General features: G+C 72.0%; 22 protein-coding genes. 11 read left to right on the forward strand and 11 right to left on the reverse strand.

Annotated features, from left to right (window positions below; genetic code table 11):
- Positions 1-4: 4 nt before the first annotated feature.
- Together fusA and AC07AG_RS13035 are read right to left on the reverse strand one after the other, a co-directional pair.
- Positions 5-2,092: an elongation factor G gene (gene fusA / locus AC07AG_RS13030; RefSeq protein WP_478754633.1), complete on the reverse strand. Its 2,088-nt coding sequence runs from the start codon at positions 2,090-2,092 to the stop codon at positions 5-7.
- Between the two features lie 344 nt (positions 2,093-2,436).
- A complete protein-coding gene (locus AC07AG_RS13035; protein WP_478754635.1) occupies positions 2,437-2,706 on the reverse strand; it encodes a hypothetical protein in 270 nt (89 codons plus the stop codon).
- Between the two features lie 159 nt (positions 2,707-2,865).
- Between AC07AG_RS13035 and AC07AG_RS13040 the strand changes: the two genes are divergently transcribed.
- Positions 2,866-3,159 carry a chaplin gene (locus tag AC07AG_RS13040; protein ID WP_478754637.1) on the forward strand — a complete coding sequence of 98 codons (294 nt, stop codon included), beginning with the start codon at positions 2,866-2,868 and terminating at the stop codon, positions 3,157-3,159.
- Positions 3,160-3,208: 49 nt separating this feature from the next.
- Here AC07AG_RS13040 and AC07AG_RS13045 read toward each other — a convergent pair whose 3' ends face one another.
- From AC07AG_RS13045 to AC07AG_RS13060, 4 genes are all read right to left on the reverse strand, one after another.
- Positions 3,209-4,081 (reverse strand): tyrosinase family protein, encoded by an 873-nt coding sequence (locus AC07AG_RS13045; protein ID WP_478754639.1) that lies wholly within the window; start codon positions 4,079-4,081, stop codon positions 3,209-3,211.
- Between the two features lie 54 nt (positions 4,082-4,135).
- Positions 4,136-4,555: a tyrosinase family oxidase copper chaperone gene (locus AC07AG_RS13050; protein WP_478754641.1), complete on the reverse strand. Its 420-nt coding sequence runs from the start codon at positions 4,553-4,555 to the stop codon at positions 4,136-4,138.
- A 27-nt stretch (positions 4,556-4,582) separates the two neighbouring features.
- Positions 4,583-5,083 (reverse strand): hypothetical protein, encoded by a 501-nt coding sequence (locus AC07AG_RS13055; protein WP_478754643.1) that lies wholly within the window; start codon positions 5,081-5,083, stop codon positions 4,583-4,585.
- Positions 5,084-5,172: 89 nt separating this feature from the next.
- Entirely contained in the window at positions 5,173-5,823 is a 651-nt protein-coding gene (locus AC07AG_RS13060) for a vitamin K epoxide reductase family protein (RefSeq protein WP_478754645.1), read from the reverse strand.
- Between the two features lie 135 nt (positions 5,824-5,958).
- Between AC07AG_RS13060 and AC07AG_RS13065 the strand changes: the two genes are divergently transcribed.
- Positions 5,959-6,165, forward strand: coding sequence for a hypothetical protein (locus AC07AG_RS13065; RefSeq protein WP_478754647.1), 207 nt, complete (start codon positions 5,959-5,961; stop codon positions 6,163-6,165).
- Positions 6,166-6,263: 98 nt separating this feature from the next.
- On the opposite strand, the gene AC07AG_RS13070 is transcribed toward AC07AG_RS13065, so the two are convergent.
- From AC07AG_RS13070 to AC07AG_RS13090, 5 genes are all read right to left on the reverse strand, one after another.
- Positions 6,264-6,767 (reverse strand): DUF5949 family protein, encoded by a 504-nt coding sequence (locus AC07AG_RS13070; protein ID WP_478754649.1) that lies wholly within the window; start codon positions 6,765-6,767, stop codon positions 6,264-6,266.
- 249 nt (positions 6,768-7,016) lie between these two features.
- A complete protein-coding gene (locus AC07AG_RS13075; protein ID WP_478754650.1) occupies positions 7,017-7,268 on the reverse strand; it encodes a chaplin in 252 nt (83 codons plus the stop codon).
- A gap of 127 nt (positions 7,269-7,395) precedes the next feature.
- Positions 7,396-7,677 carry a hypothetical protein gene (locus AC07AG_RS13080; RefSeq protein WP_478754652.1) on the reverse strand — a complete coding sequence of 94 codons (282 nt, stop codon included), beginning with the start codon at positions 7,675-7,677 and terminating at the stop codon, positions 7,396-7,398.
- A 209-nt stretch (positions 7,678-7,886) separates the two neighbouring features.
- On the reverse strand, positions 7,887-8,561 hold the full coding sequence (locus tag AC07AG_RS13085) for a hypothetical protein (RefSeq protein ID WP_478754654.1): 675 nt from the start codon (positions 8,559-8,561) through the stop codon (positions 7,887-7,889).
- Positions 8,562-8,739: 178 nt separating this feature from the next.
- Positions 8,740-8,979, reverse strand: a complete 240-nt coding sequence (locus AC07AG_RS13090; protein WP_478754656.1) for a chaplin — start codon at positions 8,977-8,979, stop codon at positions 8,740-8,742.
- Positions 8,980-9,325: 346 nt separating this feature from the next.
- Here AC07AG_RS13090 and AC07AG_RS13095 point away from each other — a divergent pair, with 346 nt between their 5' ends.
- The 9 genes from AC07AG_RS13095 (at position 9,326) to AC07AG_RS13135 (ending at position 19,792) form a co-directional block, all read left to right on the forward strand.
- Positions 9,326-10,429 (forward strand): DUF3344 domain-containing protein, encoded by a 1,104-nt coding sequence (locus tag AC07AG_RS13095; protein ID WP_478754658.1) that lies wholly within the window; start codon positions 9,326-9,328, stop codon positions 10,427-10,429.
- A gap of 33 nt (positions 10,430-10,462) precedes the next feature.
- The gene (locus tag AC07AG_RS13100) at positions 10,463-11,617 is read left to right on the forward strand and encodes a glycosyltransferase (RefSeq protein WP_478754660.1); all 1,155 of its coding nucleotides are present in this window, start codon (positions 10,463-10,465) and stop codon (positions 11,615-11,617) included.
- Entirely contained in the window at positions 11,614-13,095 is a 1,482-nt protein-coding gene (locus AC07AG_RS13105; protein ID WP_478754662.1) for a sugar transferase, read from the forward strand. The genes AC07AG_RS13100 and AC07AG_RS13105 overlap by 4 nt, the downstream gene beginning before the upstream one ends.
- Before the next feature lie 97 nt (positions 13,096-13,192).
- Complete coding sequence (locus tag AC07AG_RS13110) at positions 13,193-14,458, forward strand: O-antigen ligase family protein (protein ID WP_478755530.1); 1,266 nt, start codon at positions 13,193-13,195, stop codon at positions 14,456-14,458.
- The gene (murJ, locus tag AC07AG_RS13115) at positions 14,455-16,119 is read left to right on the forward strand and encodes a murein biosynthesis integral membrane protein MurJ (protein ID WP_478754664.1); all 1,665 of its coding nucleotides are present in this window, start codon (positions 14,455-14,457) and stop codon (positions 16,117-16,119) included. The genes AC07AG_RS13110 and murJ overlap by 4 nt, the downstream gene beginning before the upstream one ends.
- Positions 16,109-16,894, forward strand: a complete 786-nt coding sequence (locus tag AC07AG_RS13120; protein WP_478754666.1) for a polysaccharide deacetylase family protein — start codon at positions 16,109-16,111, stop codon at positions 16,892-16,894. Before murJ ends, AC07AG_RS13120 begins: the two co-directional genes overlap by 11 nt.
- Complete coding sequence (locus AC07AG_RS13125; RefSeq protein WP_478754668.1) at positions 16,891-18,021, forward strand: glycosyltransferase; 1,131 nt, start codon at positions 16,891-16,893, stop codon at positions 18,019-18,021. Before AC07AG_RS13120 ends, AC07AG_RS13125 begins: the two co-directional genes overlap by 4 nt.
- A complete protein-coding gene (locus AC07AG_RS13130; RefSeq protein WP_478754670.1) occupies positions 18,021-18,683 on the forward strand; it encodes a YveK family protein in 663 nt (220 codons plus the stop codon). Before AC07AG_RS13125 ends, AC07AG_RS13130 begins: the two co-directional genes overlap by 1 nt.
- Entirely contained in the window at positions 18,683-19,792 is a 1,110-nt protein-coding gene (locus AC07AG_RS13135; RefSeq protein ID WP_478754671.1) for a GNAT family N-acetyltransferase, read from the forward strand. The genes AC07AG_RS13130 and AC07AG_RS13135 overlap by 1 nt, the downstream gene beginning before the upstream one ends.
- Positions 19,793-19,799: the final 7 nt, after the last annotated feature.

Below are 19,799 nucleotides of genomic sequence, written 5' to 3' on the forward strand. Positions count from 1 at the left end.
CCGCCTACCGGCCGAGCACCCCGGCCGAAACCCCCGTGGGCACGGAGGCGTAACCCATCGGCCGCGTCGTGAACGTGCCACGCCCCTGCGTACGGCTACGCAGGCGCGACGCGTAGCCGAACAGCTCGGCCAGCGGCACCGTCGCCGTGACCACGGCAGTGCCGGAGCGCGTGGCCGAGTCGGTGACCCGGCCACGTCGTGCCGCCAGGTCGCCGAGCACGCCGCCGACCGCTTCGTCCGGCACCGTCGCCGTCAACTCGACCACCGGTTCCAGGAGTTCCATCGCAGCCGCGCGCAAGGCTTCGCGCAGCGCGAATCTGCCCGCCGTACGGAACGCCATCTCCGAGGAGTCCTTGGAGTGGGTCGCCCCGTCGGTCAGCGTGACCCGCAGCCCGGTCACCGGGTGGCCGCCGAGGGGGCCCTCGGCGAGAGCGTCCCGGCACCCGGCCTCCACCGCGCGGACGTACTCCTGCGGCACCCTGCCGCCGGTGACGGTGGAGCCGAAGACGAAGGCATGAGCCGCGCCCTCCCGCGCCTCCAGCCGTTCGACGTCCAGCACCACGTGCGCGAACTGGCCCGCGCCGCCGTCCTGTTTGACGTGCCGGTGGACCAGACCCGAGACGCCGCGCACGACCGTCTCGCGGTAGGCCACCTGCGGCCGTCCCACGCCGACCTCGATGCCGTGGGCACGGCGGATCTTCTCCACCGCGACCTCCAGATGCAGCTCGCCCATGCCGGAGAGCACCGTCTGACCGGTCTCGCGGTCAACCCGTACCGCCAGCGAAGGATCCTCCTCGACCAGGCGCGCCAGAGCCGACGACAGCCGGCCGGTGTCCACGCTCCTGTGGGCCTCGACCGCCACCGAGACCACCGACGCGGCCACCGTGGGCGGTTCGAGGACCAGCGGTGCCGTGGGCGAGCACAGCGTGGTGCCGGCGCGGGCCGTCTTCAGGCCCACCACGGCCACGATGTCCCCGGCGGTCGCCCGGTCCAGTTCCGCGTGCCGGTCGGCCTGCACGCGCAGAATCCGGCCGATCCGTTCGCTGCGGCCCGTGCCCGCGTCCATCACTGTCTCTCCCTTCGTGATCGTTCCCGAGTACACGCGTACGTACGTCAGCCGTCCCGTCGCGGTCGCGTTCACCTTGAAGGCGAGCCCGGCGAACGGCGCCACGGGGTCGGCGGCGCGCTCCTGCACGGTGTCGCCATGGGTCCCGCGCACCGCGGGGACATCCACCGGCGACGGCAGGTAGGACACGACGGCCTCGAGCAGCGGCTCGATCCCGCGGTTGCGGTAGGCGGAGCCGCACAGCACGACCACGCCCTCACCGCTGAGGGTGAGGTCGCGCAGCGCGGCGGCCAGGGCAGGGGTGGAGAGCGCCGACGTCGTGCAGTACTCCTCCATCGCGCCCACGTGCAGCTCCGCCACCGTCTCCTCAAGGGTGTGCCTGCGCCGGAGCGCCTCCTCGCGCAGGGCATCGGGGACCGGAACGACGTCGTACGTGTCACGGCCCGTGTGCCAGACCAGGGCACGCATCCGCAGCAGGTCCACGACGCCGCTGAACTCGTCCTCGCGCCCGATCGGCAGCTGCACCACCAGCGGGACCGTGTGCAACCGGTCCCGTATCGACGCGACCGCCGTGTCGAGATCGGCGCCCGCACGGTCGAGCTTGTTGATGAAGGCGATCCGCGGCACGTCGTACCGATCGGCCTGACGCCACACCGACTCGCTCTGCGGCTCGACCCCCGCGACGGCGTCGAACACCGCGACCGCGCCGTCGAGCACCCGCAGCGAGCGCTCCACCTCGTCGGCGAAGTCGACGTGGCCCGGAGTGTCGATCAGGTTGATCCGGTGGCCGTCCCACGCGCAGCTGACGGCCGCGGCGAAGATGGTGATCCCGCGGTCGCGTTCCTGCGCGTCGAAGTCGGTGACAGTCGTGCCGTCATGGACCTCACCTCTCTTGTGGGTGGCGCCGGTCAGGAACAGGATCCGTTCGGTGACGGTGGTCTTTCCGGCGTCGACGTGGGCGAGGATGCCGAGATTGCGTACGTCGGCGGATGGACGGGCGGACAGGTGTCGGATGTTGGTGCGCACGGCCCGGGGCCTTTCGGTGTGATGCGGGGCAGGGCAGCGCGATTTCCGTGCGTACTCAGGATGGGGTCAGAGTTTCGCCACGGATGCTCAGTGACGGCCGCGCAGCCGGCACCGCGCACGCCAAGACACCAGGATCACGTCGAACCGTGACAGGGGGCTGCGGGCAGATGTGCGGCAACGCATGGCCCGGCCCCCTCACTTGACTGAACGGCTGCAACACCTGACATGGCTGCAGCGGCTGACGGGGCGAGTCTAGGGACCCGGACCCCGCGGGGTCACCGGAATAAAACGACTCCGGGGCCGAGCCCTCATGGGCCCGACCCCGGTGTGCGAGTGGCGCGTGACTACTGCACCGAGGGCAGCACGCCCGTGACCGGTGCGGCCAGGTCGGTCAGCTGGTGCAGCTGCTGGAGCTCGTAGAGGCCGTTGAGGCCGTTGAGCTGGCTCGTGACGGACGGCACCTCGGCGCGGTGCTCCTCCGGGATCGACGACGCGGCGAGCGAGTCGATCGTTTCGGTGGGGGAGATGGCGGAGGCGCTCGCGGCGGGTGCGGCCAGGGCGGTGGCACCGGCGGCGAGAGCGAGGGCGGCGGCCATGCGGCGTGTTGAGATCATGTGATGCGCAACGGCTCCGGAGAGCACTGGACACGGGGTCCCGGTCGATTTCACCAATGATGTACCGATGAGTGCCGTTACCTGGTGACCTTGTCGCCGTTGAAGGGACAGTACGGCCGCGTGCATGCGGCGGTACTCGTCAATTCAAAGGAGAACGTGATGTCTCGCATCGCGAAGGCAGCCGCTGTTGCCCTCGGCACGGGCGCCGTGGTGCTCAGTGGCACCGGTATGGCCATGGCGGACGCGGGCGCCGAGGGTGCGGCCGTCGGCTCGCCCGGCGTCCTTTCCGGCAACCTCGTCCAGGTTCCGGTCCACGTCCCGGTCAACGTGTGTGGCAACACTGTCGACGTCATCGGGCTGCTGAACCCGGCGTTCGGCAACACGTGCGTCAACGCCGACGGCGGCCACGGCAAGCCCGGCCACCCCGGTGGTCCCGGCGGCTACGGCGGCTGATCCCCCCTGTGCGAAAGCCCCCGGCGGTCCTGGACCGCCGGGGGCTTTGTCATGCGTAGCGGTAGATGCCGCGATGGCTGAGCAGCTCGTCGGGCTTCGCGCCCCAGGGAGGCATCGGCTCGTGGAGAGAGGCGATGCTGCCGTGCAGCGGGCCGCTGCCCGGTCCCGGCGGCTTCTCGGGCAGGAAGGGCGCGGATCTCGGGTGCCGTGCCTGCCAGCGGTCCCACAGCAGGTCCACGAAGGCGTGGTTCAGCCAGAACACGGGGTCGTTGACCGACGCGCCGCCGAGCATGTGCCCGCCGACCCAGCGGTGCACACGGTTGTGGTTGCGCCACTTGTCGTTGCCGACGCCGGACGTCCACCCCTCCAGCTTGTTGCGGTAGCCGTCCGACGAGGTGGAGTCCCAGGGCGGTGTGTCGTACACCGGGTCGCGCAGGGCCCAGGCCAGCTGCTCCTCGGTGGGCAGCTCGATCGGGTCCTGCGGCCGGCCGAAGTCGCGCATGAGGAAGTCGCCGTCCGTCTCCCCCTCCTTGATGACCCAGTCGCCGTTCTTGCGCGCGAACGGACCGGTCATGACCTGCCGGTCGGAGCGCCGCCCGTTGCCGCCCATGAGGCCGCCGCCCCAGAGCGAGGCGCCTGCTGTCCTGTCCACCGTCCAGTCCCAGTACGGGACGGACACCGCGGGGTCCACCCGCCGCAGCGCCCGCTCGAACTCCAGGAGGAACCTGCGGTGCCAGGGCAGGAACGTGGGCGTCATATGGGCCACCCGCAGTCCGCTGTCCCCGTCGGACACGTAGTGCTCGATGTGCGTCCGGACGAACTCGTCGTACTCGCCCTTGCGTTTGAGCTCCAGCAGCGCGTTGACGAAGCGCCGCTTCTCGGCGCTGGTCAGCCGGGCCTGGTTCTTGCGCGTGTAGACCACTTCGGTTCGCTCCTCCGGTCCGGTGTGCCGATGTGCCGATGTGCGGGGCAGTGATCAGGTGCCGGTGTCGCGCAGCTGCCGGCCGCGGCCGAGTTCGTCCACTGCCCTGCGGGTGGCGATGAGGGGCGTCGGATACGACTGGTAGTGGTCGATCATGCTCAGATAGCCGCCGTCGGCGCGCCGCATGAGATGGAGCGGGCGGCCGTCGACCGTGACGTCCCAACCGGCTCCGGGGTGTTGATGGCCGGGGGCGGCGGCCCTTGCGCCGCGGATGTGCCGGCCCTCGTACATCTCGTCGAACGCGCCTTCACCGAGATCGTCGGACGGAGGCCGGTGAGCCGCTCTCCGGGTCGACCAGAGGAGAGCGGCCGGCGCCGTCACGGCGGCGAAGCCGAATCCGACGAGATTCCACATCGTCGCCCGGCGCGTGAACCGCCCCGCGCTCGGGCCTTCGGCCGCTGCTCCTTTGACCACAGGTGATGCCTCCTTGCGCGTGATGCCTTACGAGAGGCCGAGATCGGCCCCCGGTTGTGCCTGCAACAGCGGTGCGTGCAGGGCGGCTTGGGGAAGAGCCGCCCCCGGAAGCCCGAAGTGCTCGGGCCGCGGCCCTGTCGCCGGGGCGTTCAGCGAGGCCCCCGGTGTCGAGGTCCGCACGTCCGACTCCCGCGTCGCGACGTCCATGCGGTCGAACCCGACCTCGCCCAGGGCGTCGTCGAGCGGGGTCACCACCCGGGTCGCGGGCAGATCGGTGGAGACGGGGAACTGCGGGAGCTCGCGCTCGGGAAGGAGCCGGTCCTCGTCGAACCGCGGCTGGTCGGGCCCTCCGGGGATGGGGATCGGTACGCCCGTGCTGACCTCGGGAGCCTGGGTGTCCAGGGCCCACTCCAGGCCGTTGAGCGGGATGGCCACGGGGGCGTGCTCCGCGGCCTGTGCGGGAGCCGCCGTCGCGGCGGAGACACCGGCCACCAGGGCCGCGAGCGCTACTCGGGTTGTCGTCTTCATGACCGGGAAACGATCCTGTGAGCATCCCAGCGCAGAATTCCACCGTCCGCAGCAATGGTCCGATAGTCGGCATCGTCGGCCCCGCAGCGTCAGCTGGTCCAGAAGTCCCACCAGCGCGTGAGGATCAGCATGCCGATGATGCCGACGTGCAGCACCGGGAACACCCAGGTGAATTCGCCGAGGAACGTACGCAGTCCGGCGGGCGCGGGCAGCAGGCCGTTGCGGACGTTGAACGAGGTCACGTACCAGAACATGGTGATCGTGGCGACCCAGGCCAGGCAGCACCACAGGCACAGCGAGTTGATCTCGTAGAGCGACTGGTACTGCAGCCAGGTGCAGAAGCCGACCCCGAAGAGCGTGCCCGCGTTCAGCGTCAGCCAGTACCAGCGCGGGAAACGCGCCCGGCCCAGCAGGCTCATGCCGACACAGATCACGACGGCGTACGCGGCGATGCCCAGCATCGGGTTCGGGAACCCGAAGGCCGACGCCTGCTCGCTCTTCATGATGTTGCCGCAGGAGACCACCGGATTGAGGCTGCAGCCCGGGGTGAAGTCCGGGTCCTCCAGGAGCTTGAACTTGTCCAGCGTGATGACCCACGCCGCGAGCAGACCTGCCGCACCCGTGATCACCAGAAGCAGCGCGAACGCACGGCTCCCGCCGGTACCACCGGATGGCGGGTCCACAGGCCCTAAAGAGGATTCGGGCGTACGGGCTTTCGGCAGAGGCGTCTTGGTGGTCATCGGCTGGGTCCTCACTGGGTTCGCGGGCGGCGGGGGTCGGCACCCTTTTGCAGTAGTCGTGCATCTCTCGGCAGGACAGGTTCTGTGGGGCTGATTAGCGTCGGTCGCGTCCCCAACGGATCTAGGAGATCCCCCATGAAGATCACGCTTCGTCGTGCCGCGGCGACCGCCATGCTGACCCTGGCCGTGGCGGTGCCGCTGACAACTGCCGCTCAGGCGGCGGAAGTTCCCACGCAGAAGGCGGCGGCCTCCCACCCGTGCGACCACGGTGGCTGCTGGGACCATCACCACCACCACGGCCACGACCACGGCCTGCTGGACCTGGACCTCGGTCTTCTCTGACGCGATGCGCTGAACCACCGCGTCACGGAGCGCTGGGGCCCGCCGGTCCGTCCCGACCGGCGGGCCCCAGCCACGTGCGGGGCCGCCGACGGCCGCTCCTAGCCGCGCAGGCTCTTCGCGGTGAGCAGGCAGTGCGCGGCGTTGGTCATGGTCTCCTCGGCGCCCGCGAAGGCCGCGAGGTCCTCCTCGGCGAGCGGAACGCCGGGCTTGGCATCGGGCCAGGGGCGCGTGGTGAACATGAAGTAGGCGTGCCCACGCTCGCCCACCGCGGCGAGCCACTCCGGCGGTACGACGCACTGGGCGTTGAGGTGCGGCATGTTCAGGACGGCCTGGCCGGCCTCGACGAGGAGGGTGAGGGGCAGGCTCGGGTTGCGGGAGCTCTCCACGACGGGGCCGCCGATGGGGAGCCCGGTGTTGCGCAGCAGGTGCTCGATGGCTTCGGTCGCGGCCTCGGGGCCGCCTTCGCCGTCGCCCAGCGAGTAGGCGAGCAGGAAGGGCATGTCCTTCTCGTCCTCGGGGTGTTCACCACTCCAGGCGACCACGGTGAGGGTGCCCAGATCGGCGGGTCGGAAGGCGCGGGTTTCGCTCGATGTCGAGGTCATCCCGGAACGGTATCGATGCGACCTGGTGTCCCGGACCCGCCTGTCACTTGACTGGGTGAGTGCGGGCGAGCGATCACACGATCGGGGCACGCGCCGGTCGAACTCCGGGACCCTTCAGTCGAACTGAGGCCCTGCGGAGGCGGGAAGGGCCGGGAAGGCCCGAGGGCCGGTTCCGCAGAATGCGTCTGCGGAACCGGCCCTCACTGCTGCGTGCCGTGTGCTCGCGGCAGTACTTCTCGGGGGGGTGTGTCAGCTGTTGACGGCCGTGTTGCCGAACGCCGGGTTCAGGGCGCCGATCAGGTTGGCCGTGTTGCCCGAGACGTTCACCGGTACGTGGACCGGGACCTCGGCCAGGTTGCCGGAGAGGACGCCGGGCGAGCCGACAGCCGCGCCCTCGGCGGAGGAACCGCTGCCGTCGGTGGCGAAGGCGCTGCCTGCGGCGGCACCCGCGGCGAGACCGGCGGTGGCAAGGACGAGAGCAGCCTTCTTGGCAGTGTTCATAATCAAACCTTCCCTTCGGATTTCTTTACCCTATGGACCTGTCAGCGGAAGCCTCAGCAGGAACACGCCCAGGTAATCGCTTCCTTCATTCGGCGCAATGCGCCGTCCGGAAGGAGCAAGAAGAGTTTTACTTCGCGATGGGAAGTCCGCCGAGAAGCTTGCCGGGTGAACCGCCGCCCGCGTGCAGGTCGTCAGCGGCACCTGACACGCTGTTGACGACCGAGTCCTTGTTCTCGGAGTCGAGGGCGTTGGTGGCCACCGGGGCCGCGTCGAGCGTCGGCTGGCTGGTGATCGTGTCCAGGGCACCGTTCAGGCTGGTGGGCGTGAGGTCGGCGGCAAAGGCGGGTGCGGCGGCACCTGCGATGACCAGGGATCCGGCAACGACGGCGGCAGCCTTCAGGGGCTTCATCGTGTTCCTTTCTTCGGCGACGGACGGTCGCCAGAGGGGATTTGCACTTCGCCATGGGTAACGAGCGCTGTGTACGGCGGAAACTCTGTGCGGCGGAAAATCCCGGAACCCACCCGAACGAAGGCGGTGTCTCATTCTCGTATGAGATGGACGCGCAAATGCCCGTCGCGCCGGCCCTGAGGACCGGCGCGACGGGCACTGACAGAGGCTCAGGAAAGCCCGGGTGCCTGCGGCAGGCCGGGCGCGGCCGGCAGCTTGGGCAGGGCCGGCAGACCTGCCAGGTCGGGTGCGGGGAGACCGCCGCCGAGCAGCGTGGCGGCGAGGAGGTTGACCAGGCCGGTGAGCACGGGCGGAACCGCGCCCGCCACCGCGGTGACGTCGCCGCCGGTGGCCGCCTTGACCAGGGCGTCGACCGCGGTCTGCAGTGCCTTCAGGGCGTCGGCCTTAGGGTCGGCGGCCGCGGCCTTGGAGTCGTCCGACAGTGCCTTCGGGAGGGCAGGGGCCTCCGGGAGCGCCGGGGTGTCGGGAGCCGCCGGGGTCTCGGGGAGTTCGGGCGCCTTGGGGGCCGCGGCCGAGGCCTTCGTGATGGCCTCCTTCACCGGGTCGGCGAGCTTCGTGGCGTCCGCGGCGGGGAGTTGGCCCTTGTCGGCCTTGAGCACGGCGGTGAGCAGGTCGGTGACCGGGGTGAGTACACCACCGGCGTCGCCCAGGGTCTTGGCCTGGGCGAGCAGCGCGTCCGCCCCGGGGACCGGCGCGCGGGCCGCTTCCTGGGCGCTGGTGCTGTGAGAGTCGCTCTCGGCGGCGATGACGGGACCGGCCGTCCCGATGAGAAGTGAAGCGCAGAGGACGGTGGTCGCGATACGCCGTACGGGCAGAGCGCGCATGGATGTTCCCTTCGGTGATGCGTCGGATCTTGTGTTCACCGTGAAAGCGGTGGACACCGTCCGCAACCGAGCGACTGCCATTTGGGGCATGGCCGCCGTTCGGGGCACTCGCGGGAACGCACGACGGCCGTCCTCCTCGGGGGAGAACGGCCGTCGCTGACTGCGTGCTGCTGAGGTGTCAGGCGTTGACGCAGGTGTTGCCGAACGCCGGGTTCAGCAGACCGATGACGTTCACGGTGTTGCCGCAGGCGTTGACCGGGACGTGGACCGGCACCTGGACGGCGTTGCCCGAGCCGACGCCGGGGGAGTGGGTGGCGGCCCCCTGGGCGCCGGCGTCGGCGGCGGCGATGCCGGCGCTGCCGGCCATGGCGGCCACGGCAACGGTGGAGAGGGCGAGGGCCTTCGCGGTACGCGACATGGAGAGTTGCTCCTTGGTCAGTTGATGCATCGGCAGGGCGGGGTGCCCGGCCCATGGATCAACGGACTTCGCCCGCAGGAGTTGTGGGCCCAAAAGGGTGATCTGCTGGCGCACGGTTAACGCGGTGGCCCTCGGCCCGTGCTCCGGGCAGGCCCCGAGCGTTACGCACTTCACGATTCCGACACACTTGTCAGCCTTCCTGGATTAATGCGGAAAGCGGCTAGTGTTGCTCTCCTCCTGAAGCCATTTGAAAGAACAAATGCGGGAAGTTACGGGCCGAGTGTGACTTTCGCATTTACCTTCTCCCTCCTGGTTCGGAACCTTTCCCGAAAGGGCAACGCCGGTCATGCGTAATTCCCTGGGCCCCCTTCTGCGTCGCGTGACGCTGTGTGCCTTTTCCCTCGCGGTCGTCGCCGCGCCCGGCGGCCCCGCCGTGGCCGCCGCGCCCGCACCCCCCGCCGCCGAGGCGTCGAGCATCACGTTCGCGCAGCGCTATCACGCCCTCCAGCACGGCGGAATCACCCGCGCCGCCAACACGGCCATCACATGCCGCAAGCCGATGGTGGTCCGCGCGGTGTCGTGCCCTTCCGCGCGCGGGGGCAAGGCGGCCGCCAACAACGACTTCGACATGTTCTACGTCGACGTCGACAAGGACCCGAACACCTACAACTCCAGCCGCGGCGAGGTCCGGATCCCGCGGGGCTCCCGGGTGTCCTACGCCCGCCTGTACTGGGGCGGCAACCTCCGCGTCGGTGAGCAGAAGCCGCCCAAGGACAACGGCAAGGCCCTGATCGCCGAACCCGGCGGCAGCTACCAGGACGTGAAGGCCGACACCCTGGTCGGGCACCGCACCGCCAACGGAGCGGACGCCTTCCAGGCATCGGCCGACGTCACGAACCTCGTCAGGGCCAGCGGCTCCGGGATGTACACCGTCGCCCAGGTCAACGTGGCGATGGGCCACTCCAAGGCCGGGGCATGGGGCGGCTGGACGCTGGTCGTCGCGTACGAGAACGAGGCCGCGCCGCTGCGGCATCTGACCGTGTGGGACGGCTTCGACTCCTTCGACGCGCGCGGGCGCAGCCAGAAGGTACGGCTCGGCGGCATGCCGGTCCCGGCCCGTGCCAAGGGCAGCGTCGGCATGGTCGCGTACAACGGCGACCGCGGAACGGCCGGCGACACGCTCACCGTGTCCACCGGCGGGAGCAGGCCCGTGCGGCTCTCCGACGCGGCCAACCCCGCCCGCGACGTCCTGAACTCGACCATCAGCGAGCCGGGCAGGCAGAGCGCGAGGACGCCCGCGTACGCCAACACGCTCGGATACGACTCCGACATCTTCCGCCTCGACGGGGGCCTCAAGGCCGACCGAAAGGGCCTGCTCATCCGTCTCGCCTCGCAGCGAGAGTCCGCGTGGGCCGGTGTGCTCTTCGCCGCTGTGGACGCGAAGCGGTAGCGCACCACCTCCCCCCTGAGCAAGGCGCCGTGCATGCAACTGTCAGCAACAGACCACCGGCTGAGCGTCCTTCATGTCGCCCAGCCCGTCGACGGCGGAGTGGCCCGCGTGGTCACCGACCTGGTGAAGTCCCAGCTGTCCGCCGGGATGCGGGTCGACGTGGCGTGCCCGGACAGCGGCTGCCTGCCGGACGCCGTGCGCGGCCTGGGCAGCGGTGTCCACCGGTGGGCGGCGACCCGCTCCCCGGGGCCCGGACTGCCGGACGAAGTGCGGCGCCTTGCCCGCGTCGTCGACGAGCTGCGGCCCGACGTCGTGCACGCGCACAGCGCCAAGGCCGGGCTCGCCGCCCGGCTCGCCCTGCGCGGCAAGGTCCCCACGGTGTTCCAGCCGCACGCCTGGTCCTTCGAGGCCGTCGGCGGCGTGACCGCGCGGCTCGCCCTGCGCTGGGAGCGCTTCGGGGCGCGCTGGGCCACGCACGTCGTCTGCGTCAGCGAGGCCGAGCGGCTCACTGGACAGCGTTCGGGGATCGACGCGCGCTGGTCCGTGATCCCGAACGGGGTGGACGTCGAGCGTTTCCGGCCCAGGGCCGCGCAGGCCGCGCGGGCCGGGCTCGGGCTCTGTGAACAGGCGCCGCTGGTGGTGTGCGTGGGGCGGCTGTGCCGGCAGAAGGGGCAGGACGTCCTGCTGCGTGCCTGGGCGGCGGTCGCCGAGCGGATGCCGCTCGCCCGGCTCGTCCTCGTCGGGGACGGACCCGACGGGCCAGGCCTGCGCGAACAGGCGCCCGCCTCCGTGCGGTTCGTCGGAGCCGTCGAGGACGCCACCCCCTGGTACCAGGCGGCCGACCTCGTGGTCCTGCCGTCCCGGTGGGAGGGCATGGCACTCGTACCCCTGGAGGCGATGGCCTGCGCCCGTCCCGTGGTGGTCACCGATGTGGACGGCGCGCGCGAGAGCCTGCCGCCCGCACTCGTGCCCCACGGCCTCGTTCCCGCCCAGGACCCAGACGCGCTGGCGCGGGCCCTCGTCGGACTGCTCGGCGATCCGCCCCTTCGCGAATCCCTCGGCCGTGCAGCGCACCGCCACGTATCGAACACCCACGATGTGCGGCGCACCACGGACGCTGTCGCGGCCGTGTACCGCGAGCTACCGGGCGTGGGGCCCATCAAGTGCAGGGAGTCCATCAACCCGTGAGTGCGGAACGAACTGTCGCCACCCCCGCCGCGCAGCCACGGGCGGCCGACCACGCCATCGCCACCGCCTCGGTCATCCCTCCCCGTGGGGCCGGGGGCCGCCGCAGGACGAGCATCGGATGGGGGACGTCGGTACGCCGCTCGTCGGCCCTGCCCCTGGTCGCCGTGGACTGCAGCGCCGCCCTGCTGGGCACCGTGCTGCTCACCGATCCGCAGCGCCACCCCCTGCTGGTCGTCCTGCTCCTGTCCGCGGTGACCGGCCTGAACGCGCGCGCCGCGCTGTACCGCCCGCTCGCCGTGCCCTCCGCCCTCGACGAGCTGCCGTCGCTCGCCTGGCAGACCGCGCTGAGCTGGGGCGCCGTGGGGCTCGTCGCCGCGAGCTTCTCCGCCCTGAGTCCGCTCTCCCTCACCACCTTGTGCACGGCGGCGGCGCTCCAGAGCGTGCTGTGCTGCACGGGCCGCGGCGCCCTGTACTGGTGGGCGCGCAGAGCCACGTCGCGCCAGCCGCGCCCCGCCCTGGTCGTCGGCCCGGGGCCCGTCGCCCGGCGCGTGGCCGAGGCGGTCCTGCGCCATCCGCAGGCCGGGGTGCGGCCCGTGGGCATCGTGGGCGAGGCGCCCGCCGAGCGCACGGAGTCGGAGGGGGCCGAACTGCCGGTGCTCTCCACGATCGAGGAGCTGCGCCGCGCGGTCATCCAGAACGCCGTACGCACCGTCCTGGTCGTCGGGCCGACGCCGGGACCGGAGCAGATCGGGTGGCTGCGCACGCTGAGCGGATCCGGCTGTGACGTATGGGCGATCGACGCGACGCAGCCGCCGGGCTACGACGCGCCGGGGCGCCAGTCCAGATCCGGGCGGCTCGCCGGGTTCCCCTGCCGCTCGCTCGTGCCCGCGAGGCGCAGGCACTCCAGCATCAGCAAGCGCGCCCTCGACCTCGTGACCTCGGGGATCCTGCTGCTGCTCATCAGCCCGGTGCTCCTCGCGTGCGCCGCCGTCCTGCGGGCCAGCGACGGGCCCGGGGTGATCTTCCGTCAGGAGCGCATCGGCAAGGGCGGGCGGCCGTTCACCCTGCTCAAGTTCCGCACGCACCGCCCCGCCGACCCGCACGAGGCGGCGACCCGGTGGACCGTGGCGGGCGAGCAGCAGATGAGCCCGTTCTGCCAGTTCCTGCGCCGGACGTCGCTCGACGAGCTGCCGCAGCTGTGGAACGTCTTCTGGGGCGACATGAGCCTGGTCGGCCCGCGCCCCGAACGCCCTTATTTTGTGGGCAAGTTCAGCCAGACCTACCCCGGCTACGCCGAGCGCCACCGCATGCCGACCGGCATCACCGGGCTCGCCCAGATCCAGGGGCTGCGCGGCGACACCTCCATCGAGGACCGGTGCCGCTTCGACAACGCCTACATCGACAGCTGGTCGTTCTGGCAGGACCTCTGCATCCTGCTGCGCACCGCCGCCTCTCTCGTACGTCCGACGGGGAGCTGACCCGGTGAACAGTGCCTCGATCACGCTCTTCCCGCCCGGCTCACCGGCCGCCGCGATCTCCTCGGCACTGCGCGGCGCGGGCCCCGTACTGCCCGTCATGGCCCTGGTCGCCCTGCTCGCGCTGCCCGTGCCGCCCAGCGACGGCGGCTCCGGGGGCGGCACGATCGCCGACGCCGTCTCCGCCCTGGTCGTGCTCTGGTGCGTGGCCCGCGCCGTCCGCGGGGCGCGCCGTCCGCTGACCCGGACCGCCGCCGTCGTGCTCGGACTTCCCGTGATCGGCATCGCGGTCGCGGCCGTGGGTGCGAGCACCGCGTCGGCAGGGGCGACCGGCCTGGTGCGCTACCTGCAGATCTTCGTCCTCGTACCGGCCGCGGTCCTGATGCTCGTGCGCGACCGCCGCGACTTCCGCCTGGTGGCCTGGTCGCTCGTCGCGCTCGCCCTGTTCCAGGGCTCGCTCGGCGCCTATCAGTACGTCACGGGCACCGGCGCCACCTACATGGGCGCGGACATCCGGGCCGTGGGGACCTTCGGACCGACGGACGTCATGGGGATGGCGACCGTGGTGTCGTACGGCGTGGTGTGCGCGGTCGCTCTCGCGCTGGGCCCGGCATCCCCGAAGCAGCGTCAGATGGCACTGCTCTGCGCGCTGCTCCTGGTCGTTCCGCTCGCGCTCTCCTTCAGCCGCGGCGCCTGGATCGCCACCGTCGTGGCGTGCGGTGCGCAGCTGGGGCTCGCGGGAGTGCGGCGCGCCCTGCGGTCCCTCGCCGTGGTGGCCGCGGCGGCCGTCGTCCTCGTGGGCGGGTTCGGCATCGGCACGCAGATGCTGCAGGAGCGGATCACCAGCATCACGCAGGTGACCGACGCCCCCGACCAGTCGGTCACCGACCGGTACACCATGTGGGCCGCCGCGGTGGACATGTGGCGCGACGAGCCGGTGTCGGGCGTGGGACTCAAGGCCTTCCCCGACCACCGCGACAGCCACGCCTCGCTGGCCCTCTCGTCGGCCAGCGACACCGGAGGCGCGGGCGCCGAGTTCAGCCGCCAGCCGCTGCTCTCCCCGCACAACATGTACCTGCTCGTCCTCAGCGAGCAGGGGCTTCTCGGCCTGTGCACCCTCGTGGGCAGCTGGGCGGCCTTCCTGCTGCTCGGTCTGCGGCGGCTCGCGCGGGTCCGCGGGGGCGCGGGCGTGGACTGCGCGCTCGTCGCGTGCGGACTCCTCGTCTGGCAGCTGGTGGACTTCGCGTACGCCGACATCGGCGGGCCGTCGACGGTGCTCATGGCCGTGGTCCTCGGGCTCGTGGCCTGGTGGGCGCTGTCCGGCCGTGCCCTCGCGGCGCCGATGCCGGGGGAGGTGCCGCGATGACCTCCACGACGCACTCCGTGGACGCGGGACCGGTCGGCAAGGTGCCCGCGCCGGCCACCGAGGCCGAGCCCGTCAAGGGCTCCGATCCCTCCAACGGCTTCCTCGCCAAGGCCGCCCTGGTCACCGCGGTCCTGACGGTGGCCGGATCGGTGCTCGGGCTCGTGCGCGACCAGGCGCTCGCCCACTTCTTCGGGGCGGGCTCCGAGACCGACGCCTTCCTCGTCGCGTGGACCGTCCCCGAGGTGGCCACGACGCTGCTCATCGAGGACGGCCTCGCCTTCGCCCTCGTACCGGCCTTCAGCATGGCGCTCGCCCGCCGCGGCCAGGGCGCGCGCCGCGACCCGGTCCGCGCGCTCGTGGCCGCGTCGCTGCCCCGCCTGATGCTCGGCTCCGGGGTCGTCGCGCTGATCCTGATGGCCGGGGCGCCGGTCCTGGTGGAGATCCTCGCGCCGGGCCTGCCCGACCCGCGCCTCGCCGTGGACTGCACGCTCCTGACCGCCACCTGCGTCTTCACGTTCGGCCTCGCCGGATACTGCAGCGCCGCGCTGCGCGCCCACCGCCGGTTCGTGGCCCCCGCGGGCATCTACGTCTTCTACAACATCGGCATCATCACCGCGGTGTTCGTCCTCGCCCCCCGCTACGGCGTCCGCGCGGCAGCCCTGGGCGTCGCCGTCGGCGGCGTACTCATGGTGCTCGTCCAGGCGCCCTCGCTCTATCGGCAGCTCACCCGCGACACGGCGGACGCCCCGAACGAGCAGGCGGCAGGACCCTCGGTCCCGGCGCTGATGGGCAGCACCCTCGTCGCCACCGTGCTGCTGTTCGCGCTGTGCCGGCAGTCGCAGGTGCTCATCGAGCGCTTCCTGGCGTCCTCGCTGCCCTCGGGGGCCATCTCGCACCTCAACTACGCGCAAAAAGTGGCGCAGGTGCCGATGATCCTCTCCCTGATGCTGTGCACGGTCACGCTCCCCGTCGTCGCGCGAGCCCTGGCCGAAGGGGACGTCAAACGGGCCAGGTCGCGCGTCGAGCGGGACCTGGGCCTGGCCGGCTGCGTGGTCCTTCTCGGCACCGCCGTGGTCATCGCCTGCGCGCCGCAGCTCATCCAACTCCTCTTCCAGCGAGGTGCGTTCACCGCGGACGACACCGTCGCCACGGCGGCCGTGATGCGCGTGTACGCCCTGGGGCTCCTGGGTCACACGCTGGTCGGGGCGCTCGTCCGCTCGTACTTCTCCGGCGGGCGCGCCACGTGGTTCCCGCTGGGCGCGATGGCGGTCGGGGTCACCGCGACGGCAGGGATCGGCGGCTGGGCGGTGGACCTGTGGGGCGTACGCGGCATCGCGCTCGCCAACGCGGCGGGGATCAGCGTCACCGCCTTCGTGCTGCTGTGCGGGATGGGGCCGCGCAATGTGCCGATCCGGGTCCGCCGTGTCCTTGGCGAACTGGTGAAGCCGGTGGCCGCGATGGTGTGCGCCACCGGCTTCGGAGGGGCCTTCGCGAGCCGCGTCGAATCGCCGTTCCTCGCCTTCGCCGTCGGGTCCTCGACCGTCGCCGCCGTCTTCGTCCTGGTGCTCTGGGCCCTGAAGGCCCAGGCCATCGAACCCGCCGTCCGATCCGTCACAACCGCCGTCACATCCGCCACACGAAAGCTCACGCATGTCCGTTGACACAGCACTCGGTGAGACCCCACGTTCGCGGCGCACGCGGCACTGGCTGCCCCAGGCGCCGATGTGGGTGGCGATGTACCACTCCGTGGACAACTGCGCGGACGACCCCTACAAGATCACCGTCTCGCCCGAACGCCTCGCCGCCCAGCTGCGCTGGCTCCGCCGCCAGGGGCTGCGCGGGGTGAGCATGACGCGGCTCCTCACGGCACGCGCCCGTGGCGAGGGGCGCGACCTGGTCGGCCTCACCTTCGACGACGGGTACACCGACTTCGTCGACCACGCCCTGCCGCTCCTGCACCGCTACGAATTCGACGCCACCGTCTTCGTGCTCCCGGGCCGCCTCGCGGGCGACAACGCGTGGGACCCCCTCGGCCCGCGCAAACCGCTGCTCACCGCGGACGGCATCCGCCACGCCGCCGCCGAGGGGATGGAGGTCGCCTCGCACGGCCTGACCCACATCGACCTCACCCGGGCGGACGACCGGCTCCTGTGGCAGGAGACCAGCGGCAGCCGGGTCGCCCTGTCCGACCTCATCGGCCGCGAGGTGGAGGGCTTCTGCTATCCGTACGGCACCGTCGACCAGCGGGTCGTCGACACCGTACGAGCGGCCGGCTACCGCTACGCGTGCGCGATCTCCCCGGGCCCCCTGACCGGGGTGCACGCCCTGCCGCGCGTCCACATCGGGCAGGAGGACACCGCCCTGCGGCTCCAGCTGAAGCTGCGGCTCAACCGGCTGCGCCGCCGGGCGGTCCGCGAACCGGCGGTGACCGAGTGAAGGCCCTGCACATCATCACGGGCCTCGGGGTCGGCGGCGCCGAACAGCAACTGCGCCTGCTCCTGCGCCACTTGCCCGCCGCCTGCGACGTCGTGACCCTCACCAACCCCGGTCCCGTCGCCGAAGGGCTCACGGCCGACGGAGTGCGCGTCATCCACCTCGGCATGTCCGGCAACCGTGACGTGGGCGCCCTCCCCCGCCTCGCGAAGGTCATCCGCGGCGGTGGCTACGACCTCGTGCACACCCACCTGTTCCGCGCCTGCCTGTACGGGCGCATCGCCGCCCGCCTGGCGGGGACGCGCGCCGTCGTCGCCACCGAACACTCCCTGGGCGACTCGCAGATGGAGGGACGGCCGCTGACCCCGGGCGTCCGCGCGCTGTACCTGACCGGCGAGCGCCTCGGCCGGGCCACGGTGGCGGTGTCCCCGTCCGTCGCCGAGCGGCTCAGCCGGTGGGGAGTGCCCCGGCAGCGCATCCACGTCGTACCGAACGGCATCGAGGTGGAGCGGTTCCGCTTCGACCCGCGGGCCCGCGTCGCCGCCCGCCGTCAACTGGGCCTCCCGGACGAGGCGTTCGTCGTCGGTGGGGTCGGCCGCGTCGTCGAGGGCAAGCGCTTCGACGTCCTGCTGCACGCTCTCGCCGCGCTGCCCCAGGACGTACGCCTGCTGCTCGTCGGCGGCGGCCCCGACGAGGACAGGCTGCGCATGACGGCGGCGCGGCTGGGGCTCGCGGACCGGGTGGTGTTCGCCGGGGAGCGGTCGCATCTCTCCGCGGAGAGCACCGGCCTCCCGGCGCTCCTCGCCGCGATGGACGTCCTCGCGTCGCCGTCGCCCGAGGAGGCCTTCGGTCTCGCCGTCGTGGAGGGACTCGCCGCCGGTCTGCCGGTGCTCTACGTCCGGTGCCCCGCCGTCGAGGACCTCCCGCCGGAAGCGGCTGCGGGTGCCGAGCGCGTCACGGGCGACCCGGATTCCTTCGCGCGGGCGCTGCTGCGGGTCCGGGATGCGGGTGCGCGGCCTCGCCTCGCCCTGCAGGCCGCGCACCACTACAGCATCACCCGCAGCGCAGCACAGCTGATGCATGTCTACGAGGCAGCTGCCTCCGGCTCGACCCCGAGAGTGAGTTCCTGATGACCGATACCCTCAGCAGGCGGCACCGCCCGGCCGGTCACCCGGCCCCGATGCTGGCCCGTGTGAAGCGGCTTCCCGCCTGGTGGCTCCTGCCGGCGGGCGCCGTGCTCGGCGCCCTGGCCGGCGGGGCCTACGGCGTGGTGAAGACCCCCCAGTACACCGCGACGAGCTATGTGATCGCCGTCCCGGAGAAGGGTTCCGACCCCACGGCGGCGCTCGGCTTCGCCACGGCGTACGGCCGGGTCGCCACGCAGGTCGCGGTGCTCGGCGACGCCCAGGTGGAGTCGGGCGTCTCGCCGCAGACGCTGCGCGACAGCGTGCAGGCGGCCACATCGCCCGACGCCCCGATGATCTCCATCTCGGCGACCGCGGCCAAGCCCGGCAAGGCGCGTGACATCGCCAACGCGGTGTCGCGCTCCCTGACCAACAACGCGAACCACACCAAGGACAGCACGCAGGTGCGCCTCCTGCAGCTCTCGCGCGCGGTCAAGCCCGCGGCCCCCGCGTCGGCATCGGCGCCCATGACCGCCTTGGTGGGCGGCTGCGCGGGAGGCCTGCTCGGCGGGCTCGCCCTCCTCGTGCGCCCCCGGCGCGGCGAAGACGCGGTCCCGGCTTCGGTGCCGGGTCCCGCGCAGTCCGCCGATCTCAACCGGGAGAGGTGATGGGGGTGGCCGAAAGCGCCCTGACCGTCGAACTCTGCACGGACGAGGGCGAGTTCGGGAGCCTCGCGGCGGCGTGGGCCCGGCTGCACCGCAGGTGCGGGACGGCGACGCCGTTCCAGAGCCACGCCTGGCTGCACTCGTGGTGGCTCTCCTACGGCACGCGCGGGCGGCTGCGCGTGGTCCTCGTGCGCAGGCACGGCGAGCTCGTCGCGGCGGCGCCGCTGATGCGCGCGTACGTCCCGCTCCCGGCGCTCGTGCCGCTGGGCGGCGCGATCTCCGACTTCACCGACGTGCTCCTCGACGACGCGTTCGCCGACGAGGCCGCGGACGCGCTGGCAGGCGGCCTGTCGGAGCTGGCCCGCAGCGCGCTGATCGACTTCCGCGAGGTCCGGTCGGGAGCCGCCGTGGAGCACATCTACGAACGCTGGCGCGGGCCCCGGCTCCGCCTCGCGGACTCGCTCTGCCTGGAGCTGCCCGCCGCGTCGATGGAGGAACTGCTCGGGCGGCTGCCCGCGCCGCGGGCCCAGCGGGCGCGCGCCAAGATCCGGAAGATGGACGCGCTGGGCGTCGAGCGGCGGATCGTACGCCACGACGAGGTGGACGACTCGGTGCGCACGCTCCTGCACCTGCACCAACTCCAGTGGCAGGGGCGGAAGGTGACGTCCGAACACCTCCAGCCGCGGTTCTCCGAGCACCTGATCAGGTCGGTGGGGCTCATGGTCAGGGCGGGCGACGCGGTGGTCACCGAGTTCCGGCTCGACGACGCCGTGGTGGCCGCCGATCTGACCCTGCTCTCGCCCCACCTGGTCGGCGGCTATCTCTACGGAGCCCACCCGCAGCTGCGGGAGCGCAAGGTCGACGTGGCGACGATGCTCCTGAACGCCTGCACGGAGCACGCCGAGGGCGACCGGAGCCGGGTCCTGAGCCTCCTGCGCGGCAACGAACCGTACAAGCACCACTGGCGCCCCGAGGAGGCCACCAACCACCGGCTGCTCCTCGCCCGCAGACGCACCGCCCCCGTGCTGCGGGCCGCCGCGTGGGACGCGGCGGCCCGCAGCCGGGGCAAGGAGTTCCTGCGGAAGCGCAGGGAACGCCAGGAGCGGTCCTGAGCGCTCC

The organism is Streptomyces sp. NPDC044044, assembly GCF_056434405.1.